The organism is Ureibacillus thermosphaericus, assembly GCF_002370195.2.
GTDB classification, from domain to species: Bacteria; Bacillota; Bacilli; order Bacillales_A; family Planococcaceae; genus Ureibacillus; species Ureibacillus thermosphaericus.
Window position 1 is genome coordinate 900794 of record NZ_AP018335.1, and the last position, 24275, is coordinate 925068.

The window sequence follows — 24275 nt, forward strand, 5'->3', positions numbered from 1 at the left end:
ATAATTTGATTAGTTTGACTATGAGAAGGAATAAATTCATAATGATATAGTTAGTGTGAAAATAGAAATAAATATAAGAAATACATAAGGGGAAGAATAGATGGAAACTTGGATTCAAAGAATTATGGAGGATTTTGGGTATATAGGTGTATTCCTGTTAATTATGTTAGAAAACCTATTTCCTCCAATTCCTTCAGAAGTTATTTTAACCTTTGGTGGATTTATGACTACTTTTACTGATTTGACGGTCACAGGAGTAATCATTGCTTCAACTCTTGGTTCCGTTGCGGGCGCAATCATTTTATACGGTATTGGCTTGTTGTTGGATGTCGAACGGCTAGTAAAAATAGTTGATAAATATGGTCACATTTTAAGATTAACAAGAAACGATATTTATAAAGCTGATGCTTGGTTTGACAGATATGGTTTTTGGACTGTGTTCTTCTGTCGATTTATACCTCTCATTCGTAGTTTAATCTCCATTCCAGCCGGGATGAGTAATATGAAATTCTGGCTATTCATTTTATTAACGACATTAGGTACGTTAATATGGAATACTGTATTGGTGCATGTTGGTGCAACAGTTGGAGAGAATTGGGAGAAAATTGTAGAAGTGATGGACGTCTATTCAAACATTGCCTATGCAGTAATAGCTGTTGTATTCATTTGGTTTGTTGTACGATTCATTCGTAAGAAAAAGTTATTTAAAAGAAAATAGAGGGAAGAGTTGTATTCTTCCCCCTTACTTTTAAATTAGCGTTACGAAAAAGATACAATATGCCTTGATGCACTTGGCAAGTATCGATTAGCTTATTAACTCAGTTCTTTTTTGACTTGATCCTTAGGCAATAGAAATGCGACTACTAAGATGATTGGTAATACGGAGATGATTTTTATTGTCATTTCTATTCCTATTGTATCCAGTAGCCAACCGATAGCGACAGATCCAACTGCACCCATTCCAAAGGCAAACCCCGTTGTCAGTCCTGCCATTGTTCCGATTTTGCTAGGTACTAATTCTTGAGCATAAACGACAGTTACAGAGAAGCTAATCATTATTAGTGTTCCGATAATAATTAAAAATACAGGTACAAGCCAAAGAGGCATGTACGGCAGTAATAAACATAAAGGAATCGGTACAACTACTGAAAGTAAAATGACATTTTTCCGACCGATGCGATCGGAAAGGGATCCTCCAAAAAATGTTCCAACAACGCCAAAAGCCATAAATATAAAGATTAAAATTTGGCCGATACGGGTAGTCAAATCATAATGATCTATTAAATAAAACACATAGTAATTTTGAATATTCGTTGTGTAAAAAGAGCGTGCAAAAATAATCGTAAACAGCAATATGAGAGCGATTCCCACTTGTTTTTTTGTTAATGGTGGCAAGGAAGAAATTAGCACTTTTTTTTGCTTTTGGTTTAATTTCTCGACATTTAATTGTCGAGCATACCATTTTGAAATGTTAAATAACAACACAATTCCGATAGCAACGAGAAGAAGCAATACAGCAGCCCCTCTTTGTCCTAATGCATCTAAAATAAAGGCACCAATTAAAGGAGCAATAGCTTGCCCAGAATTTCCACCGACTTGGTAAATCGATTGTGATAGGCCCCGCTTATTGCCTGCAGACATAAATGAAACGCGAGAGCCTTCCGGATGGAAAATGGCTGAACCAAATCCTAAAAAGATGGCAGCAATTAAAAGGATGTAATATTGATTAGCGAATGCAAACATACTTAAACCGATGAAGACGCTCATCATTCCTATAGGTAATGCGTATGCAATCGGTTTTTTATCACTAATAAAGCCGATGATCGGTTGAAGTGTTGAAGAAACCATATTTAATACAAAACTAATAAGCCCCAGTTGAGTAAAAGTAAAACCTAAATCTCTTGCAAGATAAGGGAACATTGCTGGTGCAATATTTTGAACAGTATCATTAATTAAATGTCCTATTGCAATGGCAATCATGATAGGGTAAATGGGAGTCCGTATGTTATTTTCTACCAATGGAACGTCACACCTTTAAATATTGATTAATACTTTATATGCTTATAATTCCACATTACATCAACATTCAATCTATTACTAATGGCTAGATTACTTTATTTGAATAGGTTATTTCTTCAAAGGGTAAACCCTAAATGATAATAAATTGTTTTAACCATTTACAATAAACAATTTTAAAATGAATTATACGATAAAGGAAGTAATTGCCTATGAAAACAAATCATTATATTCATTGGAAACGAAATATTAGCGTATTTCTAACGAGTCAAACGATATCGCTTTTCGGTTCTTCAATCGTTCAATACGCCATTATGTGGTATATCACGTTAACGACTCAGTCGGGAATCATGATGACGATTGCCATTCTCTGTGGATTTGTTCCTACTTTTTTATTATCGCCTTTTGCAGGAGTATGGGCAGATCGTTATAACCGGAAAATGTTAATTATCTTATCAGATTCCGCCATTGCTTTGGCTACACTTATTCTAGCTATTTTATTTTTAAGCGGTTATGAATCTCTTTGGATGCTCTTTATAATGTACGTCATTCGCTCATTTGGAACTGGTATTCAAACGCCGACAGTAGGGGCAATATTACCACAAATCGTTCCTGAAGAGCATTTAACAAAAGTGAACGGAATTAATGGCAGTATTCAAGCCCTTGTAATGCTGCTTTCACCAATGGTTAGTGCGGCTTTGCTTACTATTACAACGTTGGAAACACTATTTTTTATTGATGTCGTAACAGCTGCGATTGCGGTGGCAACTTTGCTATTCTTTTTACAAATTCCCCCGCATGAAAAAGCATTACAACAACAAATCAGCTATTTTGCTGACTTTAAACAGGGACTTGTTTATATTAAAAACAATGAATTCTTGAAAATTTTATTTATATATTTTGCGATATTTTTTGTTATGGCAGCCCCTGTTTCATTCTTAACACCGTTGCAAGTAACTCGTACATTCGGAGAAGATGTATGGCGGCTTTCAGCGATCGAAATTGCATTTTCTATCGGTATGATGGCTGGGGGAGCAGTCATTGCTGTATGGGGAGGATTTAAAAACCGAACATATACGATGGCATTATCAAGTATAATATTCGGAGTTTGCACATTTTTATTAGGGATTGTGCCAAACTTTTGGTTTTATTGCTCCATTATGGCGTTGGCTGGAGTAGCGATGCCGTTATTTAATACACCTTCAACCGTACTTTTACAAGAAAAAGTTGAAGGAGACTATTTAGGGAGAATTTTTGGTGTGCTGACAATGATTTCTACTTCCATGATGCCTTTAGGAATGCTAATTTTTGGTCCGATTAGCGATTTCATTAAAATTGAGTGGTTATTATTAGGAACAGGAGTAGCGATGTTCGTTCTTAGTTTTGTTTTAGTAGGAAACAAAGTATTAGTAGAGGCGGGAAAACCAAAGAATATGGAATCCAGCCAATAAAAAATGCGGCATGATTGCCGCACTTTTTTGGTCATTAATATACTAAACCGTATAATGCTTTAATGTGTGATAAGTAGCGTACATGGCTTGCTTCTTTCATAAGTGAAGCTGGTAAACCTTTTAGGTGAATATTGTTTTTACCAACAGTTGCTACACCGTCTTTACGTCCAAGGCTTGCAAGAGTACCAGAATTAACTGGGCTGAACTCTTTTAGTTTTTGGCCTTTAATTGTTGCGTAAATGTTGTAAGCTGCAGCTTCTCCCATTTGCCATGCATTTTGAGCAGTTGGTGCATATAATGGACGACCTCCATCTTCAGGAAGAGCAACGGAAGCATCTCCAACAACAAATACATCTTGATGAGATTTAGAACGTAAATATTCATCGATGATTGCTTTACCACGGTCGCATTCAAGACCAGATTCTTGAACGATTGGTAGAGCTGCAACTCCACCTGTCCAAACAAATGTGTTTGCTGTAATTGTGGAACCGTCTTTTAGTGAAATTACATTACCTTCTACACCTGTTACAGGAAGGCCAGTTAAGAATTCAACTCCACGAGCTTCTAAGCTTTTTGTTGCGCGTTCAATTAATTCATCAGGTAATACCGGTAAAATTTTTGGACCAGCTTCTATTAGTTTAATATTCAACTCGCTAGGGTCAACTGCGTATTTTGCACAAATATTTGGAGCGTTGTCTACAATTTCACCAACAAGTTCCACACCTGTTAAACCGCCGCCACCAATGACGATTGTTGCATCCGCAATATTTTTTGTTTTTGCATAGGAAGCAATTTTGCTTTCAATATGGTTGTAAATTCTTTTTGCATCATCTACAGATTTTAATACCATTGAGTTTTCTTCTAAACCAGGAATACCGAAGAAACCAGTTTGGCTACCAAGTGCTACAACTAAATAATCATAAGATAAGACAGAGCCGTTTGCTAAATATACTTCTTTATTTTTCACATTGAATGATTTTACTTCTTGTATAACCGTTTCAATGTCTTTACCTTTAAATAATTTCTTTAATGGGAATGAAATTGCTTGTTCAGAAATTGTTCCACCTGCAAGACGGTGTAATTCAGTAATTAATTGGTGATTAGGATATTTATTCACAACTGTGATTTTAGCTTCATCTCTATTTGCATATTTACGTAATGTTAGGGCAGTTAATAAACCACCGTAGCCTGCACCTAAGATGACGATTTCCTTTGACATATTATTCCTCCGTCCTTACTTTATTAAATAAACCCTTATTGATTTTTGCGTTCAGCTGAAACTTCTAAAAAGGCATTAGCAAAGCGTAATAGTTTTTGAACTTCTGGGTCCTTCAACAATTTTAATACTCCGAATAAACCGATTGCTTCTTTAGATTCGTCTGCACGTTCTTTTGCTTCAATAGCTGTTTGTGCTAAGCTTTTTACAGTACTCACAACTGGTTCAGAAACTTCTTTAATTGCGTTAACTGTGTCGCTCTTTAATACATCATCTGTTGCTACTTGTTGTGCAAAATCATAAGCCTTTGTAAGAAGTCCTACTACTTCGGCAAGCTTTGGAAGCTGTTCTACTAAATATGTTAAGGACTCTTGCACTTCTGGTTTTAATAATTGATCCAGTAAATCTTGTTTTTCTTTCAAAGCCGACTCTTGAACTTGATTCACTAATTCTTCTGCCATTACCCATTCTCCTTTACTTATCATTGTGCCCATTATTAAAAACAGCATAGATATTTCACATACAATAAAGAAAAAACTCTTCAATTATAACTATGTGAAATGTTTAACAATGTTAACTACAGTTTAAATATAATACAAATATTTCGTAAATCAAGTACTGTTTTTAATAGTGAGTGTTTTATTGGATGGTATGAATAAAAATGAAGATTGAAAGCGTTTTCCTTTTTTATAACTATTAATAATGAAAAAGAAAACCCAATCATTTTTTGAATATTTCTTAAATTGTGACAAATATTTTACAAAAGTGTTGACTTTTTTTGAATTTGCCGTCAATTTGAATTATACGCTTTATCTATTATAATTTCTAATATTATTTTGCTATTTGTTATTAGAAATTGATAACGAAAAGTTAAAACAAAGATTTTTTATTATTATGTTTACGAAAATAAAAATTATGTTGATGAAAATGGAAAAAATTCAGCTATGATGCTGAATTTTTTTATTAAATACATATTCATAATTTGTCGCTTCCATTAATGCTTTTTCTTCAATTGGTATTCGAATCGATAACATAATGAAGTTTAACAAGGTAAATACAATGGCAGTAAAATAAGCTTGAAACATAATTGGCAATATAATAATTTCACAACAAACAACGAAATAATTTGGATGTTTAAGAAAAGCATATGGTCCCTTTTTAACAATTTGAGCTCCTGGCAACACAATAATTTTCGTATTCCAATACATACCTAATGAAGATAAGCACCATATTCTTAAAGATTGTACGAGTAGAAAAATAATAAATAAAGGTAGAAAAAGTGGGGATATTGTACGTTCAAATACAATGACTTCTACAATTAAACTGATGAAGAAACTTACATGTAACAATATCATGAAGGGATAATGTGAGGCCCCTACTTCATAAGCCCCAAGTTGCAGCATTTGTCTCTCGTTTCGTTTTGCAATAAACAATTCAAAAATTCTTTGTAAAATGACGATTGTTGTTACAATCATAAAAATTAGCATATTAATCCCTCCATTGCAACAATACTGCTTCTCCACTAAATCCAGGTCCAAGAGCTACTATTAATCCATATGATTCATCTTTCTCGACGGTTTTCATATATTCATCTAAAACGTATAGTACCGTCGGCGATGACATATTGCCGTTTTGTTGAAGAATTTTTCGAGAAATAGCTGTATGTTTGTCGCTTAAATTCAGTGCTTCTTCGTAAGCTAATAACACTTTTTTCCCGCCAGGATGGGCAATGAAATGTTCAAGATCATTTAATGAAATGCCTGCCTCTTTGAAAAATGAATGGATGAATGGCCCTAGCCAATTAGAAATAATCGTCGGTATACTTTTTGAAAAGATGACATGAAACCCATCGTTTCTAACGTCCCAACCCATCACATTTTCCGAGTTAGGCATCCATTTTGAAGCTGTTTGAATGATATATGGTACTGTTTTTCGATTTTCTACTTTCGCTTCATCACCACAAATTAAGGCGCAAGCAACACCATCAGCAAAAAGTGATGCGCCAATTAAATTGCTTTTTGAAAAGTCATTTCGTTGGAAAGTGAGGCTGCATAATTCCACGCAGATGACAAGCACTTTTTCCTTTGGATGGGCAAGACAATAATCGTAGGCTCTACTAATTCCAGATGCTCCTCCAACGCAACCAAGCCCCCAAATAGGTAAACGTTTTATCCGATTTGAAAATTTCAATTTATTCATGATTCGAGCATCAATGCTGGGAGTTGATATGCCTGTGCTAGATACAAAGAAGATGGCATCAATTTCTTCTGTCGAAATTGGTCTTTTTAAATATAGTTCGTTTTGTAGACAACTTTGAATAGCTTTTACACTATAATCCACTGACAATTGAATATATAATTGATTGCGTTCTTCAAAAGTATGATCTTCTTTATGCCATTCTAACGGTACGCAAAAATGCCGCGTTTTTATTTCCCCATTTTCAAACACTTTTAATAGCCGCTCTAATTGCGGAATTTTATTTTGAAATAATGCCTTTGTAAATTGCTCTATTTCATGTTGATGTAATGTGTAGGGAGGTTTATAAGTACTGACAGATACAATTTTTGGCATTTATATCTTCCTTTATTAATTTTATTTCTAGCATTTCCAAGTGGATGAACGAGTATGCAAATAGTGGATAAGAGCAATTTCCTATTTTCAAGCTTCTTTTTCTGTGCGTTTATCATTTAATGAAAAAGTTTTTTGCAATAACTCTAAATACAATAAGAAGTAATCGATGCAGTCTTTAACAAGTTCTGTGTATGAGGAAAACTCCGGCCCCTTTTGATAATGCAAATAGTCGTTTTTTAATACTTCCAACAATTTTTTTGAGAATAAATGAATATTAGTTGAGTGGAATTTTTCTAAACACTGAATAAGGCTGCTGAATAGCACCATATCTTCAGAATCAGGGTGTTCGATAATTGCGATATCTTTCACAAGTACTTCAAGAGATTTAATATATCCAAAAAAGGCGATATCATCATTTCCTTGCAATTCTGCATGGATGGATTGGGTATATAAATTTTGAAATTTCTTCGATGTATTTTGAATGAGAGATTCATCTTGAAATGTATGACCCGGTATCGTTAACAAGTATCGCTCTTGGTTATTGTTTAGTTCTCCACAATTATTAACAACAAAATAGTCTTTTCGGCAGGAAGGGCAAGTTAATGACAAAATATGAATTTCAAAACTTTTATTTTCAAATCGATAGGTATTTTCAACCGTAGGATGTATATCTAAATTGCAGTGCGGACATTTATTTAAAATTATGTATTCTCGGTTGTCGTGGTTGTATTTAACTTTTGTTAGTTTTTTCTCATTTTTTTGCATCATTAGGGCAAATCTCCTTTATGAGCAGTTAGTGAACGATTGTTTCTTCAGCTATTATTTCCAATTTTTTAAGAAATCATTCAATACTTATAAAAAGTGGAAAAAGTCGCCCGATTAAATTCGGAGCGACTTTTCACTATATCTGTTATGAATTGTTTTCAAGGTAATGAATAATGGCATCTCTCAAAAATTCTGTACGACCCGTAACTTTTTGGTCATAATAAGCTTTAAAGCGTTCATCAGCGACATACATTTCCGCAAGTCCCCGGTGAGCTTCTTTTGAATAAGATGGCCAAGTGAAAGTGAGCCACTGTTTATGTTTCGCGGCAAGCTCTTGTGCAAGTGGTGATGTAGGATCTCCAATTTCATAAGCTTTTGCTAGTAGTTTTAGTATTTCGTCTCCAAGTTGCACAAATCTTTCGTAGTCTTCTTTCGACATGTTGCGGAATTTTTCGTTGGACTTGCTGACGACATTCTCACCATATTTTTGGCGAATTTCCTCACCATATTTTTGTTCATTTTCTTCTATCAGTTTTTCCTTAAAAGCTTCAAATTTTTCTTCATTGCTCATCATCATTTCTCCTTTCTCATGGGCAATCGTTTTTTTTACGGATTCAATTAATCGGTCTAGGCGGGATCTCTTATTTCTAAGCTGTATTAAATGATTTTCCAACGCTTTTATTGAATCGTAATTTGGATCATTCATGATTGAAATAATTGTTTCAATGTTGACGTCTAATTCCCGGAAAAATAGAATTTGTTGCAATCGATTCACTTCTTCTTGACCATAAATCCGATAGCCAGAGCTGTTGATTCGTTTTGGTTTTAATAAATTAATTTCATCGTAATATCGCAATGTTCTTGTACTGATGCCTGCTAATTTTGCTAATTGACTAATTGTGTACTCCATTGAAATCCCTCCTGACAACTTCATCATAAAGGTTGACGTAACGTGAAGGTCAATATACAAATGAAAATATTTTTTTAGAGAAAAAACTGGCTACTGATATAGACATCGATTATATTTAACTTTGTAGTAACGGAATGAAAGGTTGATGCAATAGATGGGAGATAAAGAATTAAAGATTGTAAAGCAACCAAAATATCAAAAAATTGCTGCCGACATAGCGTCAAAAATTGTTGAGGGAAAATATTTAATAGGCGAAAAAATATATGCAAGATCTTCATTGGCAAGTCAGTATGGGGTCTCAGCTGAAACTGCAAGGAGAGCTATTGCCGTTCTACAAGACTTAGAAATTGTGGAAGCTACGAAAGGGAGCGGTGTTGTTATTAAGTCTTATGAAAAAGCGGCAAATTATATAAAGCAGTTTTTAGATGTTCAATCCATTCATCAAATACAATTGGAAATGTTAGAGAGCATTGACCGACAAAAAAAGGAACTGGATCAACTAAAAGAGACTGCAGAAAGATTAGTCAGCCGAACAGAGCGCTTTCGTTCAATTAATCCTTTTGTTCCATTTCATTTAGAAGTAATAAAGAATTCCCCATACTTATCTAAAACGATTGGCGAAATAAATTTTTGGCATCATACAATGGCAACGATTGTAGGTATACGTCGTGGGGAAGAACTAATCATATCACCTGGACCATATACCACAATTGAACTGAACGATGTCATCTATTTTATTGGAAACGATGAATGTCTAGAAAGAGTACAAAAATTTCTATTTCCTAATTAAAAAAGGCTTACAGAAGCAAAATTGAGCTTTTGTAAGCCTTTCTTATTATATTTTTGTAGTTTCCGAGATTAGCAATTTGACAAAAGTAACAACCTGTTGTTAATATTGAGTTGTCACTTTTGTAACATTCTATTCATTTTTAAATAGATAAAAATGGTGGAAAGGAGTATGAGATGGAAAAAATTAAAGTTGAACATGTGACGAAAATTTTCGGTAAACATATAAATGCTGCGATGAAACTCGTGGAACAGAAAAAAAGCAAAACAGAAATTCTCAAAGAAACCGGCGCAACAATAGGGGTTTACGATGCGAATTTCACAGTAAACGAAGGAGAAATTTTTGTAATCATGGGTCTTTCGGGCAGCGGTAAATCGACATTAATCCGTCTATTAAATCGATTAATAGACCCTACTAACGGAAACATATACATCGACGGACAAAATATCTCCAAATTAAATAAAAAGGAATTAAGAAAAATTCGAAGAGATAAAATGAGCATGGTTTTCCAAAACTTTGGATTATTTCCTCATCGAACAATTTTGCAAAATACAGAATATGGTCTCGAAATTAAGGGAGTTCCAAAAGAGGAAAGGCGATTGAAAGCAGAAAAGGCTTTAGACAATGCTGGACTGTTGCCTTATAAAGACCAGTATCCAAGCCAATTATCAGGCGGAATGCAACAACGGGTTGGTCTTGCAAGAGCACTTGCTAATGATCCGGATATTTTACTAATGGATGAAGCTTTTTCTGCGCTCGATCCACTCATTCGGAAAGAAATGCAAGATGAATTATTAGATTTGCAACAAAGAATGAAGAAGACAATTGTATTTATTACTCATGATTTAAATGAAGCCCTTCGCATAGGGGATCGCATTGCGTTAATGAAAGATGGTGAAATTATTCAAATCGGAACAGGAGAAGAAATATTAACAAATCCAGCGAACGATTATGTTCGAAGCTTCACTGAAGATGTCGACCGTTCGAAAGTATTGACTGTCGAAAACGCAATGATACGTCCAGTATCCATTAACGTTGAAGCTGATGGACCAAAAGTTGCTTTACAGTTGATGAGAGAAGAAAAAGTGAGCGTCATCTTAGCGGTTGATAAACAAAGAAACTTTAAAGGATATATTACTGCTAACGATGCCCTTGAAGCATCTAAGCGTGGTGAAAGGCATCTACATGGAATATTAAGAAATGATATGCAGACGGTACCACCAGATACGTTAATTCAAGACGTGTTAGGGCCGATGTCCGATTCACCTACACCGATTGCCGTCGTGGAAAACGGAAAATTACTTGGCGTATTAATAAGAGGAGTAGTGATTGAGACACTCTCTTCATCTAACGGTAATGGAGGTGTTGATGATGAATAAAATGCTCGACTTTATTCCTTCACTTCCAGTTGCTGATTGGGTTGAAACGTTCATGGATTTATTAACAGACAATTTTGCCTCAATGTTTTCCTTTATTCAAAAATGGGGCAAAAATTCGATGGAATCCTTTACGGATTTATTGCTGCTTATTCCACCTATTTTGTTCATCCTCATTGTCGCTATCATCGCCTTCTTTGCCACAAAAAAGAAATTCGGATTAGCGGTATTTACGATTGTTGGATTAACGTTTATTTACAATCAAGATCTTTGGAAAGAACTCATGAATACCGTCACGTTAGTGGTGTTTTCAAGTATCATTGCAATCATTATTGGTATACCAATCGGAATTTTAATGTCAAAAAGTAATGTTGCGGAGAATATCATTAAGCCGATTTTGGACTTCATGCAAACAATGCCGGGATTTGTATATTTAATACCTGCCGTAGCCTTTTTTGGTATTGGTGTCGTACCGGGTGTTTTTGCATCGGTCATTTTCGCATTGCCGCCTACGGTAAGATTTACGAATTTAGGTATAAGACAAGTGCCGAAAGAGTTGGTGGAAGCTGCGGATTCCTATGGAAGTACAGGTTGGCAAAAATTGTATAAATTAGAGCTTCCATTAGCCAAATCAACAATTATGGCAGGCATTAACCAGACAGTGCTTTTATCATTATCAATGGTCGTCATTGCATCGATGATTGGTGCACCTGGATTAGGTCGGGATGTATTGTCGGCACTGCAAAGAGCTCAAGTAGGAAATGGATTCGTTGCAGGTATCAGTTTAGTTATCTTTGCCATTATCATTGATCGCTTAACACAAAGTTTAAATAAAAAGAAATATTAATAGGAAGGAAGTATATAATGAAATTTAAAAAATTAAAGATGATTGGACTAGCTTTAGGTTTGAGTGCAGCTTTAGCTGCGTGTGGAAATGGATCTTCTAATGATGTTGACAATTCAAATAAGGAAGAGGATAAAGAAATCAATTTAGCGTATGTTGAATGGGATTCTGAAATAGCATCAACTCATGTCATTGGAAAGGTGTTAGAAGATTTAGGTTATGATGTAACATTAACGCCACTAGATAATGCCATTATGTGGGAAGCTGTTGCAAATGGAGAAGCAGACGCATCAGTAGCGGCGTGGTTACCAGTTACTCATGGTGAACAATATGAAGCATATAAGGATGATATTGTTGACTTAGGTGAAAACTTATCAGGTGCAAAAATTGGATTAGTTGTACCTGAATACATGGAAAATGTAGACTCCATTGAGGATTTGAATAAACACGCTAATATGCAAATAACAGGCATTGAATCAGGTGCCGGTGTAATGCAAGCAACGGAAAGAGCCCTAAAAGAATATGAAAATTTAGCCGATTGGGAATTAGTACCATCTTCTTCAGGGGCGATGGCGGTTGCTTTAGGAGAAGCAATTAAAAATAAAGAAGAAATTGTTGTCACTGGATGGACTCCTCACTGGAAATTTGCGAAATACGAATTGAAGTATTTAGAAGATCCAAAAGGAGTATTTGGTGGGGAAGAAACAATTAACACATTTGTAAGAAAAGGGTTAGAAGATGAAATGCCAGATGCATTTAAAGTGTTAGATAATTTCCACTGGACAACGGCAGATATGGAATCAGTAATGCTTGATATCAGTAATGGTATGAGTCCAGCAGATGCTGCGAGCAAATGGGTTGAAGAAAATGCCGAAAAAGTAGCTAAATGGACAGAAGGAATCGAATAATGAAGTAAGGTGATGCGATTAACGCATCACCTTTATTTTTCTTTTACATCGTATCCTATAACCGTCCAAATGCCTGTTTCATCTTGTCGAATAAGCCTTTTTAAGTATACTGTTTGAATGTTTGTATCTGAATCATTCACTTCAACGATTGCTAGTTCGTTATCGCTATGAAGCAATTTTAAATTCTCCAGTTCAATTGGGTATTCCCCTTCAATACCGCTTGGTGAGATTTGAAGACTTACAAACACTTGTGTGGTTGCAATAGCATCAAGTCTCCACGGCGAATGCCCCTCATCAACACTTTTTTGAGTATTCTTTTCTATTTCTAAATTATATTGAACTTCTACTTGAGGAGAAATTTCTTTCGCTGATACTGGGAACATAATGTTTTCATATATTCCAACACTTTCTAATTCAAAAGTTAGTTCGGTTGATTCAAGATATGCTGGAATTGCATTATAGTCCATAATCTCCACAGTGAAAACCTCCGTCTTTTCCAGATTTCCTAAGAGGAAACATGTTCTAAATTATAGTAGCTTTGTTTTAACTTTATTATTTACAAATTAGATGAAAATATTAATTATTCTTGTCAAGAATAGTATGAATTTCTTTGTTTAATTCTTCTATGTTGGCATTTGGAATTAGTGAGTGGCTAAGTTGATATTTTTCTTTTAGCTTTAGAATTCGCATAACGCACCTTGAATATCTTGCATATGAATTTGGGATAAATGTTTATTATAGGAACGAATATCAAAAATTTGCTGTCCATCCATTCCGATTGATCAATTGTGTGCAGGGTAATAAGCGTAATTTCCGACAGTTGTCTATACTGTTCGTAAGTATCAATTTCGATATTAAGGAGTAGCCAAAAAGTTACTCGATTAGATGAATATTGGTAAGTAGAGCGTCGCTACATGTTCGTTTGTAACAATCAAGCTATTTTAGAAATGCAAAAACCTGTGCCTTTTCCATCTTCCGTCGTGATTTGAACAACCGCTTTTTTGTAAGATTGAATGTCCTCTTGAGAGGATAGCTTTGCAGATGTTTTTAGAAATTCGAGTGCGGGGATGGAGTAAATTTCAAAAATTACGGCAAAGGTGCTAAAGGTGAGCATAATCGCCATAATCCAAGCAACGAACTTCACTTTATGAGGCGTTTTTTTTCGGTTCTGTGATTCCTTTTAGCTTGGCTTCCCGCTCTTTTTCTAACGCTTCCTCTTGTGCTTCTAAATACGAGTTCAAGAAATTCTTCTACACTAATAGGATCGAACTCATCTTTTTCCTCTTTTGACATTTAACCCCTTTTTCAAGGAAGTTCCGTTAATGTTAACAATACTGCATCTTACATTCATTCTCCAAGAAAAGCTTTGTTGACAAAATACCTATAGGGGTATATATTGTAATTACATTAGTTCTACTTGAAAAATTATTGTTGATGCAATGAAGTTTAGGTGATGAAACAAAATACCATTTATGGTATAAAGGAGTGCTTGATATGAAGAAAGTATTGATTGTAGGAGGCGTAGCTGGTGGGGCAACAGCTGCTGCAAGGATTCGTCGTTTGGATGAGAAAGCGGAAATTATTATGTTTGAGAAAGGCCCACACGTGTCTTTTTCCAATTGTTCATTGCCGTATTATTTAGGCGGTATTGTTGAAACTAAGGGAAAATTAGTGTTGATGACACCGGAAAGCTTTAAATCGAAATACAATATTGAAGCTCGCGTGAATCAAGAAGTCATTCGAATTCATCTTGAAGAAAAGACAGTGGAAATAAAAAATTTAGAAACAAATGAAGTGTATAAGGAAAGCTATGATGTTCTCATTCTTTCACCGGGGGCAAATCCTGTTGTGCCTCCTTTTGAAGGGGTGAACCTGCCTCATGTATTTACTGTAAGAAATGTAGCCGATATTGAACGATTACATCAATATGTGAATCAGTCGAATGTAGAAAGAATTGCTGTCATTGGCGGTGGATTCATCGGAGTAGAAGTGGCAGAAAACTTGAGAGAAGCTGGAAAAGAAGTCACATTGGTTGAGTACTCCCCGCAAATTATGGCACCGTTTGATGAAGATATGGTGCAGATTCTGCATAAAGAAATGCTCGACCATGGTATTCAATTAATTGTGGGAGATGGACTGAAGAAAATAACGGAAAATGCAATTGAACTTAATTCAGGAAAACAAGTGGAAGCCCAAGCGGTTGTGCTGGCAATTGGGGTAAAGCCTGAAATCACTCTTGCGAAAGAAGCAGGACTTGAAATTGGCGAGTTGGGCGGCATTAAAGTCAATGCCAACTATCAAACGTCTGATCCATCCATTTATGCGGTAGGAGATGCCATCGAAGTGTACCACCGCTTAACCCACAAACCAACAAGACTTGCTTTAGCAGGACCAGCTGTGCGACAGGCAAGAGCGGCAGCAGACCATATATATGGTCAAAAAACGAATAATAAAGGAGTTATTGGTTCATCAAGCGTCAAAATTTTTGACTTAAATTGTGCCGTGACGGGATTAAATGAAAGAGCAGCAAAAGAGGCTAACATCAGATATGATAGTGTTTATGTGATTGCACCGGATAAAGTGGGACTCATGCCAAACAGCAATCCGCTTCATTTTAAACTCATTTTTGAAGTACCTACAGGTAGAATCCTTGGTGCTCAAGCCATTGGAAAAGGAAATGCAGATAAACGAATTGATGTGATTGCCGCTTTAATTACGATGGGGGGTACCCTTGAAGATTTAAAAGAGCTCGAATTAACCTATTCTCCAATGTATAGCACCGCTAGGGATGTTGTGAATATCGCTGCTCTTGTCGGATTAAATATTTTACATGCAGATTATAAGCAAGTTCACGTTTCCAAAGTGCGAAACTTAGTTGAACAAGGAGCAACATTTATTGATGTTCGGGAAAACCATGAATTTGAAAGTGGCCATTTAGTAAATGCTATTAACATTCCGTTGAGCGAATTGCGCGAGCGGGTAGATGAAATTCCTCGCGATAAACCGGTTTATATCCATTGCCGTTCAGGACAACGGAGCTACAATGCAGTAAAAATCTTACAACACTTAGGCTTTGCAAATGTTTATAACGTTTCCGGTTCATTTTTAGGGATTTGTTTATATGAATACTTTACAGATGTGACAACTAGCAGAGAAAAAATCGTAACAGATTACAATTTCAAATAAACAGTTCGGATTTGCAACTTTCTTGCCAATATGGCACAATAATTATCAAATTAAACAAAAAAACAGTTTTCTAGGGTTCCGCTATTTGTAGGTCTGGTCCGAGAGAAAACGACGCATTTGCGTACACGGAAGGATAAAAGCCTGGGAGATAAATCTATCTCTTTAGGCTTTTTTTGTTGGAGGAGTGAATATGAACAAACAGTGGATGAAAGTCTATGTCGCAGCTTTATTTGAAGTGCTTTGGGTTATTGGTCTTGCTCATGCAGGTACTTTCCTTGAATGGTTAGGAACAATCATCGCCATCATCTTAAGCAATTATTTATTAATCGATGCATCTCAATATTTGCCTGCAGGAACAGTATATTCAGTATTTGTTGGATTAGGGAGTATAGGGGCTGTCATCAGTGAAATTGTATTTTTTAGCGAGCCTTTTCATCTTTTAAAAATTTTATTCATATTGCTCATTTTAGCAGGTGTGATCGGATTGAAACTTGTGACAGATGAAGAGAAAAAGGATGTGAATAAGGAATGGCATGGGGAGCGTTAATTATAGCTGGATTATTGGAAACGTTAGTTGTTGCGGCGATGAATCAATATGCAGCTCGTAGCAGTTGGAGACCGATTGTGATATTTAGTACCAGTTTTGTTGGAAGTTTGTTTCTATTGCAATTTGCGATGCAAACAATTCCAATGGGAACAGCTTATGCAGTTTGGACAGGAATAGGTGTTGTCGGTGGTACCCTAGTTGGTATGCTCTTTTACAAAGAATCACGTAATTGGAAAAGAATCGTGTGTATTTTTACCATTCTATTAGCGGAGATTGGTTTAAAATTATTAGAGGGGTAAATACTATAATGAATTGTTAATTAGGAACGGGGGATTTTATTGGCAAAGCATCATTATTTTTTTGCAGTAAAATTACCGAAAGAAGCAAAAGATTTCTTATATGAATGGATTCAAGAAAGAAAAGGAGATTTCCCTTTTACTCGGTGGGTTCATCCGGGAGATTACCACATCACCTTAGCTTTTTTAGGGTTTGCTGAAAAATTGATGCTAGATGAAGTCGTGGAAAAGGTAAAACCAATCTTAGAAAAAGAATCTTCTTTCACCTTGACGTTGAATTCTTTAGGGATTTTCGGTCCGAAAAAGGCTCCCAGAATTTTTTGGGCAGATGTGGAATCATCGGAACAGCTCTTTTCCATCCAAAAATCGGTATATAGGGAATGTGAAAAAACGGGTTTTCAATTGGATAAAAAACCTTTCCGTCCGCATATAACGTTAGCGAGAAAATGGAAGAGTGAGGATGCTTTTGAAGAAGGAACGTTATTACAAATTCGGGAGAAAGATGGAAAAACCTTTTCTTTCAATGTAACGGAAATTGTTCTTTACGAAACACATTTAGATCGAACGCCGAAATATCATGAGTATGTAAGCTTTCCTTTAGCAATTCCAGGCGGTTAAATTAAAATCCGTATCATAAGCTTACCCCTTCCTTAATAGGATAGTAGTAAGACAGATGAAGGGGTTGCTTATGAAATTAAGACAAGCTTTCGTATACTTAATACTTTTATTTGCTATTGCTTATTTTTTTATTTATGACCGTGAACCGCTGCAATCCGTTCAGTTTTCCATTATAATGTCTGGATTATTAATCATGATTCATAGATGAAATAAAGCGATTCGTTCCTTTAATCGCTTTTATTATAGTTGACTTTATACCTACGAGGGTATAAACTAAAATTAGAATAAGCGTCAAGAAAGAAGGGATACATAATTGAAAAAATATGATGCGAAAACAAAAAATCGCATTAAACGTATTGAGGGGCAAATACGCGGAATACTGCGCATGATGGAAGAAGGAAAAGATTGTAAAGATGTTGTAACTCAACTTAGCGCTGTGCGTTCTGCAGTCGATCGAACAATTGGCGTTATTGTAAGCGAAAATTTAATTGAATGTATGAATAATAGTAAATCAGAAGATGTAGATGAATTAGTACAAGAAGCCATTAATTTAATCGTAAAGAGCCGTTAAAAGATAGCTGTATAATCAGCTATTTATTTAGCTTAAAAATTATACCTATAAGGGTATAGGGGGGGTAGAAATATGGAATGGATAGTGTTAGCAGTCATCATGGTGTTCATTGCATGGCGCTTAAAGCCGGTAAATGTGAATACTATTTCAACAAACGAATTGAAGAATATGTTAAATGACAAGGACAAAGTATTGATTGATGTACGAACTCCTGCAGAATATAAAGCCAATCATATTCGGCAATTTCAAAACTTGCCATTAGGTTCAGATTTTACAAAGCTTCCAAAGGATAAAGAAATCATTGTCATTTGTCAAAGCGGGATGAGAAGTAGCCAAGCTTGCAAACAATTAAAAAAGCTAGGTTATGAACGTGTCACAAATGTTCGTGGAGGCATGAATGCTTGGAAAAATTAAAAGGAGGATTTATGCATGAAAGAAATTAGTGCGAAAGAAGTGCAACAACGTTTAGAAGGTGGAGAGCGACTAAATATACTGGATGTTCGTGAAATAGAGGAATACCACGGAGGGCATATTCCGGGAGCAGTTAATATTCCATTAGGGTTACTTCCTATTCGCATGAATGAATTGTCAAAAGATAAACCGTATATTGTCGTTTGTTTAGCAGGTGGTCGCAGTGCCCAAGCAACAACGATTTTAGAGAAAAATGGGTTTAATGCTACAAATATGATTGGTGGCATGAGTGCTTGGGAAGGTGAAGTTGAGTAGTCGTGTGAGGATCATTTAATTTTGAAGGGTTCAAATAAATATTAGGGTTCTCGTTGAAAAGGCATACTTTCTATCTTTTTTAATAAGATATACAAAAGGAGTTGTTTTCAATGAGAATTCCAGGTTTACCTAAATCAAACACGCCAAAAAGAGAACGAAAATTATTAAAAGTTTTTACGGAAGTTGCCATGAAAAAGATGAAGAAAAAAGGGTATGTTCGAGTACCTCCGAGAAAATAAAGCTGTTCTACTATTTAGGAACAGCTTTATTTTGTGGTAAAATTTAACTGATTATTTTATGTAGTTTGAATAGGGGATGGAGAAATGTTGATAGAAGTCTTAAATGGCATAGCTATATTATTTTATTGGACTTGGTTTGTTTGGCCGTTTGTTTTTGTATTTTCTCTCGTTTATTCGGTTGCTTCATTTATAAAGGATCAACGAGCATCTACAAAGCCAATTTTTATTGCAGGTTTTGCATTACTAATCATGATTTCACCTATGGTCGCTGTATGGAATTAAGCAAGTGTTGTCAGGAAATACGATTCAAACCGTGCATCTTCTACTAGATGTACGGATTTTTTTATTTATTACATTCAAATAAATATTTGAATATTAACCTTTTACATGATATACTAATATTCAAATAAGTATTTGAATGATAGTGGGGAACGATATGCCAAAAGAACACGATGTTTGTGAAGTTACCTGTATCGATGAGGTAAAAGTAAAGAGAGTTCAGGAGCAACTTGCTCAACAAAAAACGCTGGAAGTGGCCAAGATTTTTAAAGCCCTTGCTGATGAAACACGCATAAAAATTGCATATGCATTAGCCGTGGAAGAAGAGTTATGTGTGTGTGATGTAGCTAATATTATCAATGCTTCCACTGCAACTGCTTCCCATCATTTAAGGTTGTTACGCAATTTGGGGCTAGCAAAATATAGGAAAGAGGGAAAGCTTGTTTATTATTCTCTCGATGATGATTGCGTGAAGCAGCTCATAGAGATTGCTTTCAAGCACCAACAAGAGGTGACGAAAGTTGAAAGAAGTTGAGAAACAAATTTATCGTGTAGAAGGCTTTTCATGCGCAAATTGTGCGGGGAAATTTGAACGGAATGTGAAGGCATTGCCGGGAGTGGAGGATGCAAAAGTCAATTTTGGCGCATCTAAGATCACCGTATTTGGGCATGCGACAGTAGAAGAATTGGAACGAGCAGGAGCCTTTGAAAATTTAAAAGTATATCCGGATAAAGTGATTCGTAAATCCTCGACTAAAAAAGAGGATCAGCAAGAATCGACAGTACCCTTTTATGAAAAATATCAAACGTTATTATTCTCTGGGTTACTGATTGTTCTCGGGTATGTTTCAACCTTTGTAAATGGGGAAGATAATCTCATTACTGTGTTGCTCTTTATTTCTTCTATCATCATAGGAGGATATTCGCTGTTTAAAGTAGGGTTAAATAATTTAATCCATCTCGACTTTGATATGCGAACGCTCATGACAGTTGCAATTATTGGTGCGGCTATTATCGGTGAATGGGCGGAAGGTGCCATTGTCGTCATTTTGTTTGCCATTAGTGAAAATTTAGAGCGATATTCAATGGATCAAGCGAGAAAATCCATTCGTTCGTTAATGGAACTTGCTCCGAATGAAGCTTTGATTCGACGAGGCGGTGAAGAATTAATCCTTCCAGTTGAAGAGATAAAGATTGGGGATATTATGATTGTAAAACCTGGCCAGAAGATTGCAATGGATGGCGTTGTGGTGAAGGGGACATCAACTGTAAACGAAGCAGCAATTACCGGTGAATCGATTCCTGTTGAGAAAAAGGAGAAAGATGAAGTCTACGCTGGGACGCTCAATGAAGAAGGATTATTGGAAATTCGAATTACAAAATATGTAGAAGATACAACCTTATCGAAAATCATTGAATTAGTTGAAGAAGCGCAAGAAGAAAGGGCTCCTGCACAAGCCTTCATCGACCGATTTGCAAAATACTATACGCCTATTATTATGATCATTGCTTTGCATGTAGCGATTGTTCCACCATTATTTTTCGGTGGAGTTTGGCTAGAGTGGATTTATCAGGGGTTAGCAGTATTAGTTGTTGGTTGTCCATGCGCCCTTGTAATTTCAACGCCAATTTCGATCGTTTCGGCTATTGGTTCTGCTGCGAAAAAGGGCGTGCTCATCAAAGGCGGTATTTATCTTGAAGAAATGGGTTCATTAAAAGCTATCGCCTTTGATAAAACTGGTACGTTGACGAAAGGATTACCTGTGGTGACAGATGTGAAGGTAATGGATGAAGGGTCAAATGAAAAAGAAATACTGGCGATCGCTTATGCATTAGAGAAAAGCTCCAGTCATCCGCTGGCATCGGCCATTGTGCGAAGGGCAGAAGAGGCAGGAGTTAATCATTCTGAATTGGTAGTGGAGCAATTCAAATCCATCACAGGTAAGGGAATTCAAGCGACCATTGGAGGAGAAACGTATTATATTGGAAGTCCCAATTTATTTATAGAGATTTTCCAAAGTGGTTTGATGGAAGTTATTCAGAAAGAAGCGACGACACTTCAAAATGAGGGCAAAACGGTGATGTTTTTAGGAACAAAAGAAAAAATTCTCGCGGTCTTTGCCGTTAGAGACGAACTTCGCGAAACTAGCAAAGAAATGCTGGAAAAATTGCATGAGTTCGGCATTGAAAAAACGGTGTTATTGACAGGGGATAATGAAGCAACCGCAAAAGCCATAGGGATTGAAGCAGGAATTTTAGAAGTAAAAGCGGATTTAATGCCTGAAGACAAGTTAGAGTTTGTGAAAACGTTGCGAAAACAATATGGTAAAGTAGCGATGGTAGGGGATGGTGTAAACGATGCCCCCGCTTTAGCGGCCGCCACAGTTGGCATTGCTATGGGTGGTGCGGGAACAGATACAGCCCTTGAAACTGCTGATGTTGCGTTTATGTCCGATGATTTAAGCAAACTACCCTTTACGATCAAATTAAGTCGCAAAGCATTGGCTATTATTAAAACAAACATCGCCTTTGCTTTAGCGGTGAAACTTCTTGCGTTGCTACTTGTCGTTCCAGGGTGGTTAACTCTCTGGATTGCCATTTTCTCAGATATGGGCGCAACGTTATTAGTTACATTAAATAGTATGAGGTTATTGAGAGTTAGAGAATGAAGTCATTCCATCAGCAATAATTTGATTTTTGCTGATGGAATTTTTTTATTGGGGATAGGTAAGAATTTGGGAAAGCGGTTTTCGAAAAAGTTGCAAGTAATGGGGAAAACCCGGGTAAGTCAAGATATGTAGTTCCAAAAGGGAAAAACATCGCACATGAAAGTTGGGGCGAATACCTAGATGACAACCATATTTTCTTATAACTTACCAGTATTTTAAAATCGCTAGTATTTTCTAGTAACAAACCATGAAAAAACGCACCTTGTATAACAAAGTGCGTACATCATTATCCTTTTTTCTCCTCTCTTTTTGGAAAAATCACGTATGAAAAACATATTAGAAAATCTATAATCAATACAATTGTCCACAGACTTAAAACACGCATCAGTGGATCAATTTCTTCCCCAACATACCATATCATAAGTCCAAGGAGGCTTCCTCCAATGATAAATGCTATAAGATGGCGGCCCCACATCTTCATTTCATAAACAGCTTTAGCCTTGCCATATAATATTTTTTTCTTGGAAGGCTTCTTTAATATCCAACTTTGGAATTTGCTGTCCGCCCAGGCAATCATAGATTTTCCGTAAGCAATAGAAACTCCAATGTAAATAGCAGCAAGACCATGGGCAAAGCTTGCTGTGGCTCCGTTTTTCAAATCGATTGCAGTAAGTACTAGCAAAGCAAAATCTATAACGGGTGTAAGTAAGAAAAAGAAGATGCTGAGTCTATTTCGTTTCCATATATATCGTGTGAAAAGCCCTGCAATAATCACAATCCAGAAAGCAATTTCAGCGGCAATGATCCAAAAAAGCATTCAATAGCTCACCTCACATTTTTTTAATACATCTGTATTAAAATATTACTACGTTTTATTATTTAATACAACTGTATTAAAAAATGTTATAATAAAATCATGCCAAAAATTGTTGACCATGAAGAAAGAAGAAAAATCATCGCGAAAGCAACTTGGAATGTAATTGCACGGGAGGGGTTAGGAGGTGCTTCAGTTCGTTCTATTGCAAAGGAGGCGAATCTTTCATTAGGAGCTGTTCGTCATTATTTTCAAACGCAAGAAGAACTGTTGGAGTTTGCGATGCAGCTCGTTCAAGAACAAGTAACAGAACGAATAATGGAGCACATCCAAAGCCCGCTTCCACCTAGAGACCAAGTGCTCAATATATTCATGGAGTTGATTCCTCCTGAAGAAAAGAAAATAGAAATGCAAGTATGGCTTGAGTATATCTCCTATAAAATTCGCAAAAAGGAATTACAAAAAGAATCAGTACATGAAGTTATTGTGGAGATTTTACACCGCTTGCAAAAAGCGGGTTTATTAAAAGAGGATATCCTTTTGGAAGAAGAAATTGTTTTGTTGCATGCGTTAATTGACGGAATTGCTTTACATATTTTAATGGGGCTGGTTCCAATTGAAAGAGGCCGCATACGCTATTTATTGGAGAAAGAGTTGAATCGAATTTTTGTGGAATAGTTGAACGAAGAGTGCAAGACAGCCTACATGAACAGAGTGAATCACATCTATGTGAAGGGAGTTACTTCATGCACATTTTTGCCCATAGAGGCTATTCATCAAAGTATCCTGAGAATACACTCGCAGCTTTTAAAGCGGCGGCAAAGCTAAAGATTACCGGTGTCGAATTGGATGTTCATCTTACAAAGGACAGGAAGATTGTTGTCATTCACGATGAAAAAATTAATCGAACGTCCAATGGAAAAGGTTATGTCAAAGACATGACGTTGAAAGAATTACGTAAGTTTGATTTTGGATCTTGGTTTCATCCAAAATTTCAGGGCGAAAAAATCCCTACATTAGCGGAAGTGCTTGATTTACTCAAAGATACTCATCATAAGATAAATATTGAATTGAAATCAGATAAATTTGTCTATCCAGGGCTGGAAGAACTTGTCTTACAAGAAGTAGACCAATTTCAATTAAGAAATCGGGTCATTATTTCTTCCTTCGATCACGAAGCTGTTAAGCGAATGGCAGAGCTAGCACCAGATGTCGAAACTGCTCCGTTGTTTTCTTATAGCATTTTAAACATGAAGTGGTACCGAACTTTATTTCCAGCAAATGCGCTACATGTAGCATATAGGGCAGTGAGGCGACGTCCTGTATTGGAGGCTTTGAAAGTAGGGATACCTATAAGGGTATATACAATCAATGATAAAGAACAAGCGAAAATGTTACTGCATTTAGGAGTGGCAGGAATCATTACGGATTGTCCTGAAGAACTGTACGAAGTGCTAAATAAATAATAAAGCAAACCTCTTTGAAC

30 protein-coding genes and 1 riboswitch are annotated in these 24275 nt (G+C 36.0%); of the genes, 20 read left to right on the forward strand and 10 right to left on the reverse strand.

The genetic code is table 11. From position 1 onward, the window contains the following. Positions 1–100 precede the first annotated feature (100 nt). Complete coding sequence (locus UtA1_RS04380; protein WP_016839068.1) at positions 101–718, forward strand: DedA family protein; 618 nt, start codon at positions 101–103, stop codon at positions 716–718. A gap of 95 nt (positions 719–813) precedes the next feature. On the opposite strand, the gene UtA1_RS04385 is transcribed toward UtA1_RS04380, so the two are convergent. Continuing rightward, positions 814–1980, reverse strand: a complete 1167-nt coding sequence (locus UtA1_RS04385; RefSeq protein WP_096552405.1) for an MFS transporter — start codon at positions 1978–1980, stop codon at positions 814–816. 248 nt (positions 1981–2228) lie between these two features. On the opposite strand from UtA1_RS04385, the gene UtA1_RS04390 reads away from it, so the two are divergent. Further along, positions 2229–3467 carry an MFS transporter gene (locus UtA1_RS04390; RefSeq protein ID WP_016839070.1) on the forward strand — a complete coding sequence of 413 codons (1239 nt, stop codon included), beginning with the start codon at positions 2229–2231 and terminating at the stop codon, positions 3465–3467. A 34-nt stretch (positions 3468–3501) separates the two neighbouring features. Here the strand turns inward: UtA1_RS04390 and UtA1_RS04395 are convergent, their stop codons facing one another. The 6 genes from UtA1_RS04395 to UtA1_RS04420 all read right to left on the reverse strand — a co-directional run bounded on the left by UtA1_RS04395 (position 3502) and on the right by UtA1_RS04420 (position 8929). After that, entirely contained in the window at positions 3502–4686 is a 1185-nt protein-coding gene (locus tag UtA1_RS04395; RefSeq protein WP_096550160.1) for an NAD(P)/FAD-dependent oxidoreductase, read from the reverse strand. A 35-nt stretch (positions 4687–4721) separates the two neighbouring features. After that, positions 4722–5144 carry a DUF1641 domain-containing protein gene (locus tag UtA1_RS04400; RefSeq protein WP_016838378.1) on the reverse strand — a complete coding sequence of 141 codons (423 nt, stop codon included), beginning with the start codon at positions 5142–5144 and terminating at the stop codon, positions 4722–4724. Positions 5145–5621: 477 nt separating this feature from the next. Continuing rightward, on the reverse strand, positions 5622–6170 hold the full coding sequence (locus UtA1_RS04405; RefSeq protein ID WP_016838377.1) for an isoprenylcysteine carboxyl methyltransferase family protein: 549 nt from the start codon (positions 6168–6170) through the stop codon (positions 5622–5624). A 1-nt stretch (position 6171) separates the two neighbouring features. Beyond that, the gene (locus UtA1_RS04410; RefSeq protein WP_096550161.1) at positions 6172–7254 is read right to left on the reverse strand and encodes a type III polyketide synthase; all 1083 of its coding nucleotides are present in this window, start codon (positions 7252–7254) and stop codon (positions 6172–6174) included. Between the two features lie 87 nt (positions 7255–7341). Beyond that, on the reverse strand, positions 7342–8022 hold the full coding sequence (locus UtA1_RS04415; RefSeq protein ID WP_096550162.1) for a hypothetical protein: 681 nt from the start codon (positions 8020–8022) through the stop codon (positions 7342–7344). A 142-nt stretch (positions 8023–8164) separates the two neighbouring features. Then, the gene (locus UtA1_RS04420) at positions 8165–8929 is read right to left on the reverse strand and encodes a MerR family transcriptional regulator (RefSeq protein ID WP_016838374.1); all 765 of its coding nucleotides are present in this window, start codon (positions 8927–8929) and stop codon (positions 8165–8167) included. Between the two features lie 154 nt (positions 8930–9083). Here UtA1_RS04420 and UtA1_RS04425 point away from each other — a divergent pair, with 154 nt between their 5' ends. The 4 genes from UtA1_RS04425 to UtA1_RS04440 all read left to right on the forward strand — a co-directional run bounded on the left by UtA1_RS04425 (position 9084) and on the right by UtA1_RS04440 (position 12844). Then, positions 9084–9719 (forward strand): TrkA C-terminal domain-containing protein, encoded by a 636-nt coding sequence (locus UtA1_RS04425; RefSeq protein ID WP_016838373.1) that lies wholly within the window; start codon positions 9084–9086, stop codon positions 9717–9719. Between the two features lie 173 nt (positions 9720–9892). Then, on the forward strand, positions 9893–11095 hold the full coding sequence (locus tag UtA1_RS04430; RefSeq protein ID WP_016838372.1) for a quaternary amine ABC transporter ATP-binding protein: 1203 nt from the start codon (positions 9893–9895) through the stop codon (positions 11093–11095). Then, positions 11088–11939, forward strand: coding sequence for an ABC transporter permease (locus UtA1_RS04435; RefSeq protein ID WP_016838371.1), 852 nt, complete (start codon positions 11088–11090; stop codon positions 11937–11939). The genes UtA1_RS04430 and UtA1_RS04435 overlap by 8 nt, the downstream gene beginning before the upstream one ends. Positions 11940–11956: 17 nt before the next feature. Beyond that, positions 11957–12844 (forward strand): glycine betaine ABC transporter substrate-binding protein, encoded by an 888-nt coding sequence (locus tag UtA1_RS04440; protein WP_096550163.1) that lies wholly within the window; start codon positions 11957–11959, stop codon positions 12842–12844. A gap of 32 nt (positions 12845–12876) precedes the next feature. Here the strand turns inward: UtA1_RS04440 and UtA1_RS04445 are convergent, their stop codons facing one another. Beyond that, complete coding sequence (locus UtA1_RS04445; RefSeq protein WP_096550164.1) at positions 12877–13320, reverse strand: hypothetical protein; 444 nt, start codon at positions 13318–13320, stop codon at positions 12877–12879. Between the two features lie 455 nt (positions 13321–13775). Then, on the reverse strand, positions 13776–13988 hold the full coding sequence (locus tag UtA1_RS04450) for a hypothetical protein (protein WP_096550165.1): 213 nt from the start codon (positions 13986–13988) through the stop codon (positions 13776–13778). A 350-nt stretch (positions 13989–14338) separates the two neighbouring features. On the opposite strand from UtA1_RS04450, the gene UtA1_RS04455 reads away from it, so the two are divergent. The 12 genes from UtA1_RS04455 (at position 14339) to UtA1_RS04500 (ending at position 21975) form a co-directional block, all read left to right on the forward strand. Next, complete coding sequence (locus tag UtA1_RS04455) at positions 14339–16030, forward strand: FAD-dependent oxidoreductase (RefSeq protein WP_096550166.1); 1692 nt, start codon at positions 14339–14341, stop codon at positions 16028–16030. Positions 16031–16089: 59 nt separating this feature from the next. Continuing rightward, a riboswitch (guanidine-I (ykkC/yxkD leader) is annotated at positions 16090–16180 on the forward strand. A gap of 40 nt (positions 16181–16220) precedes the next feature. Next, entirely contained in the window at positions 16221–16577 is a 357-nt protein-coding gene (locus UtA1_RS04460; protein WP_096550167.1) for a DMT family transporter, read from the forward strand. After that, positions 16559–16876: a DMT family transporter gene (locus UtA1_RS04465; protein ID WP_096550168.1), complete on the forward strand. Its 318-nt coding sequence runs from the start codon at positions 16559–16561 to the stop codon at positions 16874–16876. Before UtA1_RS04460 ends, UtA1_RS04465 begins: the two co-directional genes overlap by 19 nt. A gap of 39 nt (positions 16877–16915) precedes the next feature. After that, the gene (thpR, locus tag UtA1_RS04470) at positions 16916–17491 is read left to right on the forward strand and encodes an RNA 2',3'-cyclic phosphodiesterase (RefSeq protein WP_172597825.1); all 576 of its coding nucleotides are present in this window, start codon (positions 16916–16918) and stop codon (positions 17489–17491) included. Positions 17492–17561: 70 nt separating this feature from the next. After that, positions 17562–17699, forward strand: a complete 138-nt coding sequence (locus UtA1_RS17000) for a hypothetical protein (protein WP_172597826.1) — start codon at positions 17562–17564, stop codon at positions 17697–17699. A gap of 105 nt (positions 17700–17804) precedes the next feature. Further along, positions 17805–18062, forward strand: a complete 258-nt coding sequence (locus tag UtA1_RS04475; protein ID WP_016837692.1) for a metal-sensitive transcriptional regulator — start codon at positions 17805–17807, stop codon at positions 18060–18062. 72 nt (positions 18063–18134) lie between these two features. Next, positions 18135–18476, forward strand: coding sequence for a rhodanese-like domain-containing protein (locus UtA1_RS04480; protein WP_096550170.1), 342 nt, complete (start codon positions 18135–18137; stop codon positions 18474–18476). A gap of 15 nt (positions 18477–18491) precedes the next feature. Then, positions 18492–18788 (forward strand): rhodanese-like domain-containing protein, encoded by a 297-nt coding sequence (locus UtA1_RS04485; RefSeq protein WP_096550171.1) that lies wholly within the window; start codon positions 18492–18494, stop codon positions 18786–18788. A 110-nt stretch (positions 18789–18898) separates the two neighbouring features. Next, positions 18899–19027: a hypothetical protein gene (locus tag UtA1_RS17790; protein ID WP_269471057.1), complete on the forward strand. Its 129-nt coding sequence runs from the start codon at positions 18899–18901 to the stop codon at positions 19025–19027. A gap of 84 nt (positions 19028–19111) precedes the next feature. Next, positions 19112–19309: a hypothetical protein gene (locus UtA1_RS04490; RefSeq protein WP_096550172.1), complete on the forward strand. Its 198-nt coding sequence runs from the start codon at positions 19112–19114 to the stop codon at positions 19307–19309. Between the two features lie 154 nt (positions 19310–19463). After that, a complete protein-coding gene (locus UtA1_RS04495; RefSeq protein ID WP_096550173.1) occupies positions 19464–19841 on the forward strand; it encodes an ArsR/SmtB family transcription factor in 378 nt (125 codons plus the stop codon). Further along, complete coding sequence (locus tag UtA1_RS04500) at positions 19828–21975, forward strand: heavy metal translocating P-type ATPase (protein ID WP_096550174.1); 2148 nt, start codon at positions 19828–19830, stop codon at positions 21973–21975. The genes UtA1_RS04495 and UtA1_RS04500 overlap by 14 nt, the downstream gene beginning before the upstream one ends. Positions 21976–22261: 286 nt before the next feature. Here UtA1_RS04500 and UtA1_RS04505 read toward each other — a convergent pair whose 3' ends face one another. Beyond that, positions 22262–22792, reverse strand: a complete 531-nt coding sequence (locus tag UtA1_RS04505) for a hypothetical protein (RefSeq protein WP_096550175.1) — start codon at positions 22790–22792, stop codon at positions 22262–22264. 99 nt (positions 22793–22891) lie between these two features. On the opposite strand from UtA1_RS04505, the gene UtA1_RS04510 reads away from it, so the two are divergent. Then, positions 22892–23467: a TetR/AcrR family transcriptional regulator gene (locus UtA1_RS04510; RefSeq protein ID WP_096550176.1), complete on the forward strand. Its 576-nt coding sequence runs from the start codon at positions 22892–22894 to the stop codon at positions 23465–23467. Between the two features lie 68 nt (positions 23468–23535). Next, positions 23536–24255, forward strand: a complete 720-nt coding sequence (locus tag UtA1_RS04515) for a glycerophosphodiester phosphodiesterase (RefSeq protein ID WP_096550177.1) — start codon at positions 23536–23538, stop codon at positions 24253–24255. Positions 24256–24275: the final 20 nt, after the last annotated feature.

Excerpts from the sequence above, each read along its gene's own strand:
- UtA1_RS04495 (WP_096550173.1), top strand. The coding sequence starts at position 19,464 with ATGCCAAAAGAACACGATGTTTGTGAAGTTACCTGTATCGATGAGGTA.
- UtA1_RS04430 (WP_016838372.1), top strand. The coding sequence starts at position 9,893 with ATGGAAAAAATTAAAGTTGAACATGTGACGAAAATTTTCGGTAAACAT.
- UtA1_RS04425 (WP_016838373.1), top strand. The coding sequence starts at position 9,084 with ATGGGAGATAAAGAATTAAAGATTGTAAAGCAACCAAAATATCAAAAA.
- UtA1_RS17790 (WP_269471057.1), top strand. The coding sequence starts at position 18,899 with ATGAGAATTCCAGGTTTACCTAAATCAAACACGCCAAAAAGAGAACGA.
- UtA1_RS04490 (WP_096550172.1), top strand. The coding sequence starts at position 19,112 with ATGTTGATAGAAGTCTTAAATGGCATAGCTATATTATTTTATTGGACT.
- UtA1_RS04460 (WP_096550167.1), top strand. The coding sequence starts at position 16,221 with ATGAACAAACAGTGGATGAAAGTCTATGTCGCAGCTTTATTTGAAGTG.
- UtA1_RS04385 (WP_096552405.1), bottom strand. The coding sequence starts at position 1,980 with ATGATTGCCATTGCAATAGGACATTTAATTAATGATACTGTTCAAAAT.
- UtA1_RS04390 (WP_016839070.1), top strand. The coding sequence starts at position 2,229 with ATGAAAACAAATCATTATATTCATTGGAAACGAAATATTAGCGTATTT.
- UtA1_RS04480 (WP_096550170.1), top strand. The coding sequence starts at position 18,135 with ATGGAATGGATAGTGTTAGCAGTCATCATGGTGTTCATTGCATGGCGC.
- UtA1_RS04455 (WP_096550166.1), top strand. The coding sequence starts at position 14,339 with ATGAAGAAAGTATTGATTGTAGGAGGCGTAGCTGGTGGGGCAACAGCT.
- UtA1_RS04420 (WP_016838374.1), bottom strand. The coding sequence starts at position 8,929 with ATGGAGTACACAATTAGTCAATTAGCAAAATTAGCAGGCATCAGTACA.
- UtA1_RS04505 (WP_096550175.1), bottom strand. The coding sequence starts at position 22,792 with ATGCTTTTTTGGATCATTGCCGCTGAAATTGCTTTCTGGATTGTGATT.
- UtA1_RS04415 (WP_096550162.1), bottom strand. The coding sequence starts at position 8,022 with ATGATGCAAAAAAATGAGAAAAAACTAACAAAAGTTAAATACAACCAC.
- UtA1_RS04510 (WP_096550176.1), top strand. The coding sequence starts at position 22,892 with ATGCCAAAAATTGTTGACCATGAAGAAAGAAGAAAAATCATCGCGAAA.
- UtA1_RS04410 (WP_096550161.1), bottom strand. The coding sequence starts at position 7,254 with ATGCCAAAAATTGTATCTGTCAGTACTTATAAACCTCCCTACACATTA.
- UtA1_RS17000 (WP_172597826.1), top strand. The coding sequence starts at position 17,562 with ATGAAATTAAGACAAGCTTTCGTATACTTAATACTTTTATTTGCTATT.
- UtA1_RS04515 (WP_096550177.1), top strand. The coding sequence starts at position 23,536 with ATGCACATTTTTGCCCATAGAGGCTATTCATCAAAGTATCCTGAGAAT.
- UtA1_RS04440 (WP_096550163.1), top strand. The coding sequence starts at position 11,957 with ATGAAATTTAAAAAATTAAAGATGATTGGACTAGCTTTAGGTTTGAGT.
- UtA1_RS04405 (WP_016838377.1), bottom strand. The coding sequence starts at position 6,170 with ATGCTAATTTTTATGATTGTAACAACAATCGTCATTTTACAAAGAATT.
- UtA1_RS04380 (WP_016839068.1), top strand. The coding sequence starts at position 101 with ATGGAAACTTGGATTCAAAGAATTATGGAGGATTTTGGGTATATAGGT.
- UtA1_RS04485 (WP_096550171.1), top strand. The coding sequence starts at position 18,492 with ATGAAAGAAATTAGTGCGAAAGAAGTGCAACAACGTTTAGAAGGTGGA.
- UtA1_RS04395 (WP_096550160.1), bottom strand. The coding sequence starts at position 4,686 with ATGTCAAAGGAAATCGTCATCTTAGGTGCAGGCTACGGTGGTTTATTA.
- UtA1_RS04435 (WP_016838371.1), top strand. The coding sequence starts at position 11,088 with ATGAATAAAATGCTCGACTTTATTCCTTCACTTCCAGTTGCTGATTGG.
- UtA1_RS04465 (WP_096550168.1), top strand. The coding sequence starts at position 16,559 with ATGGCATGGGGAGCGTTAATTATAGCTGGATTATTGGAAACGTTAGTT.
- UtA1_RS04400 (WP_016838378.1), bottom strand. The coding sequence starts at position 5,144 with ATGGCAGAAGAATTAGTGAATCAAGTTCAAGAGTCGGCTTTGAAAGAA.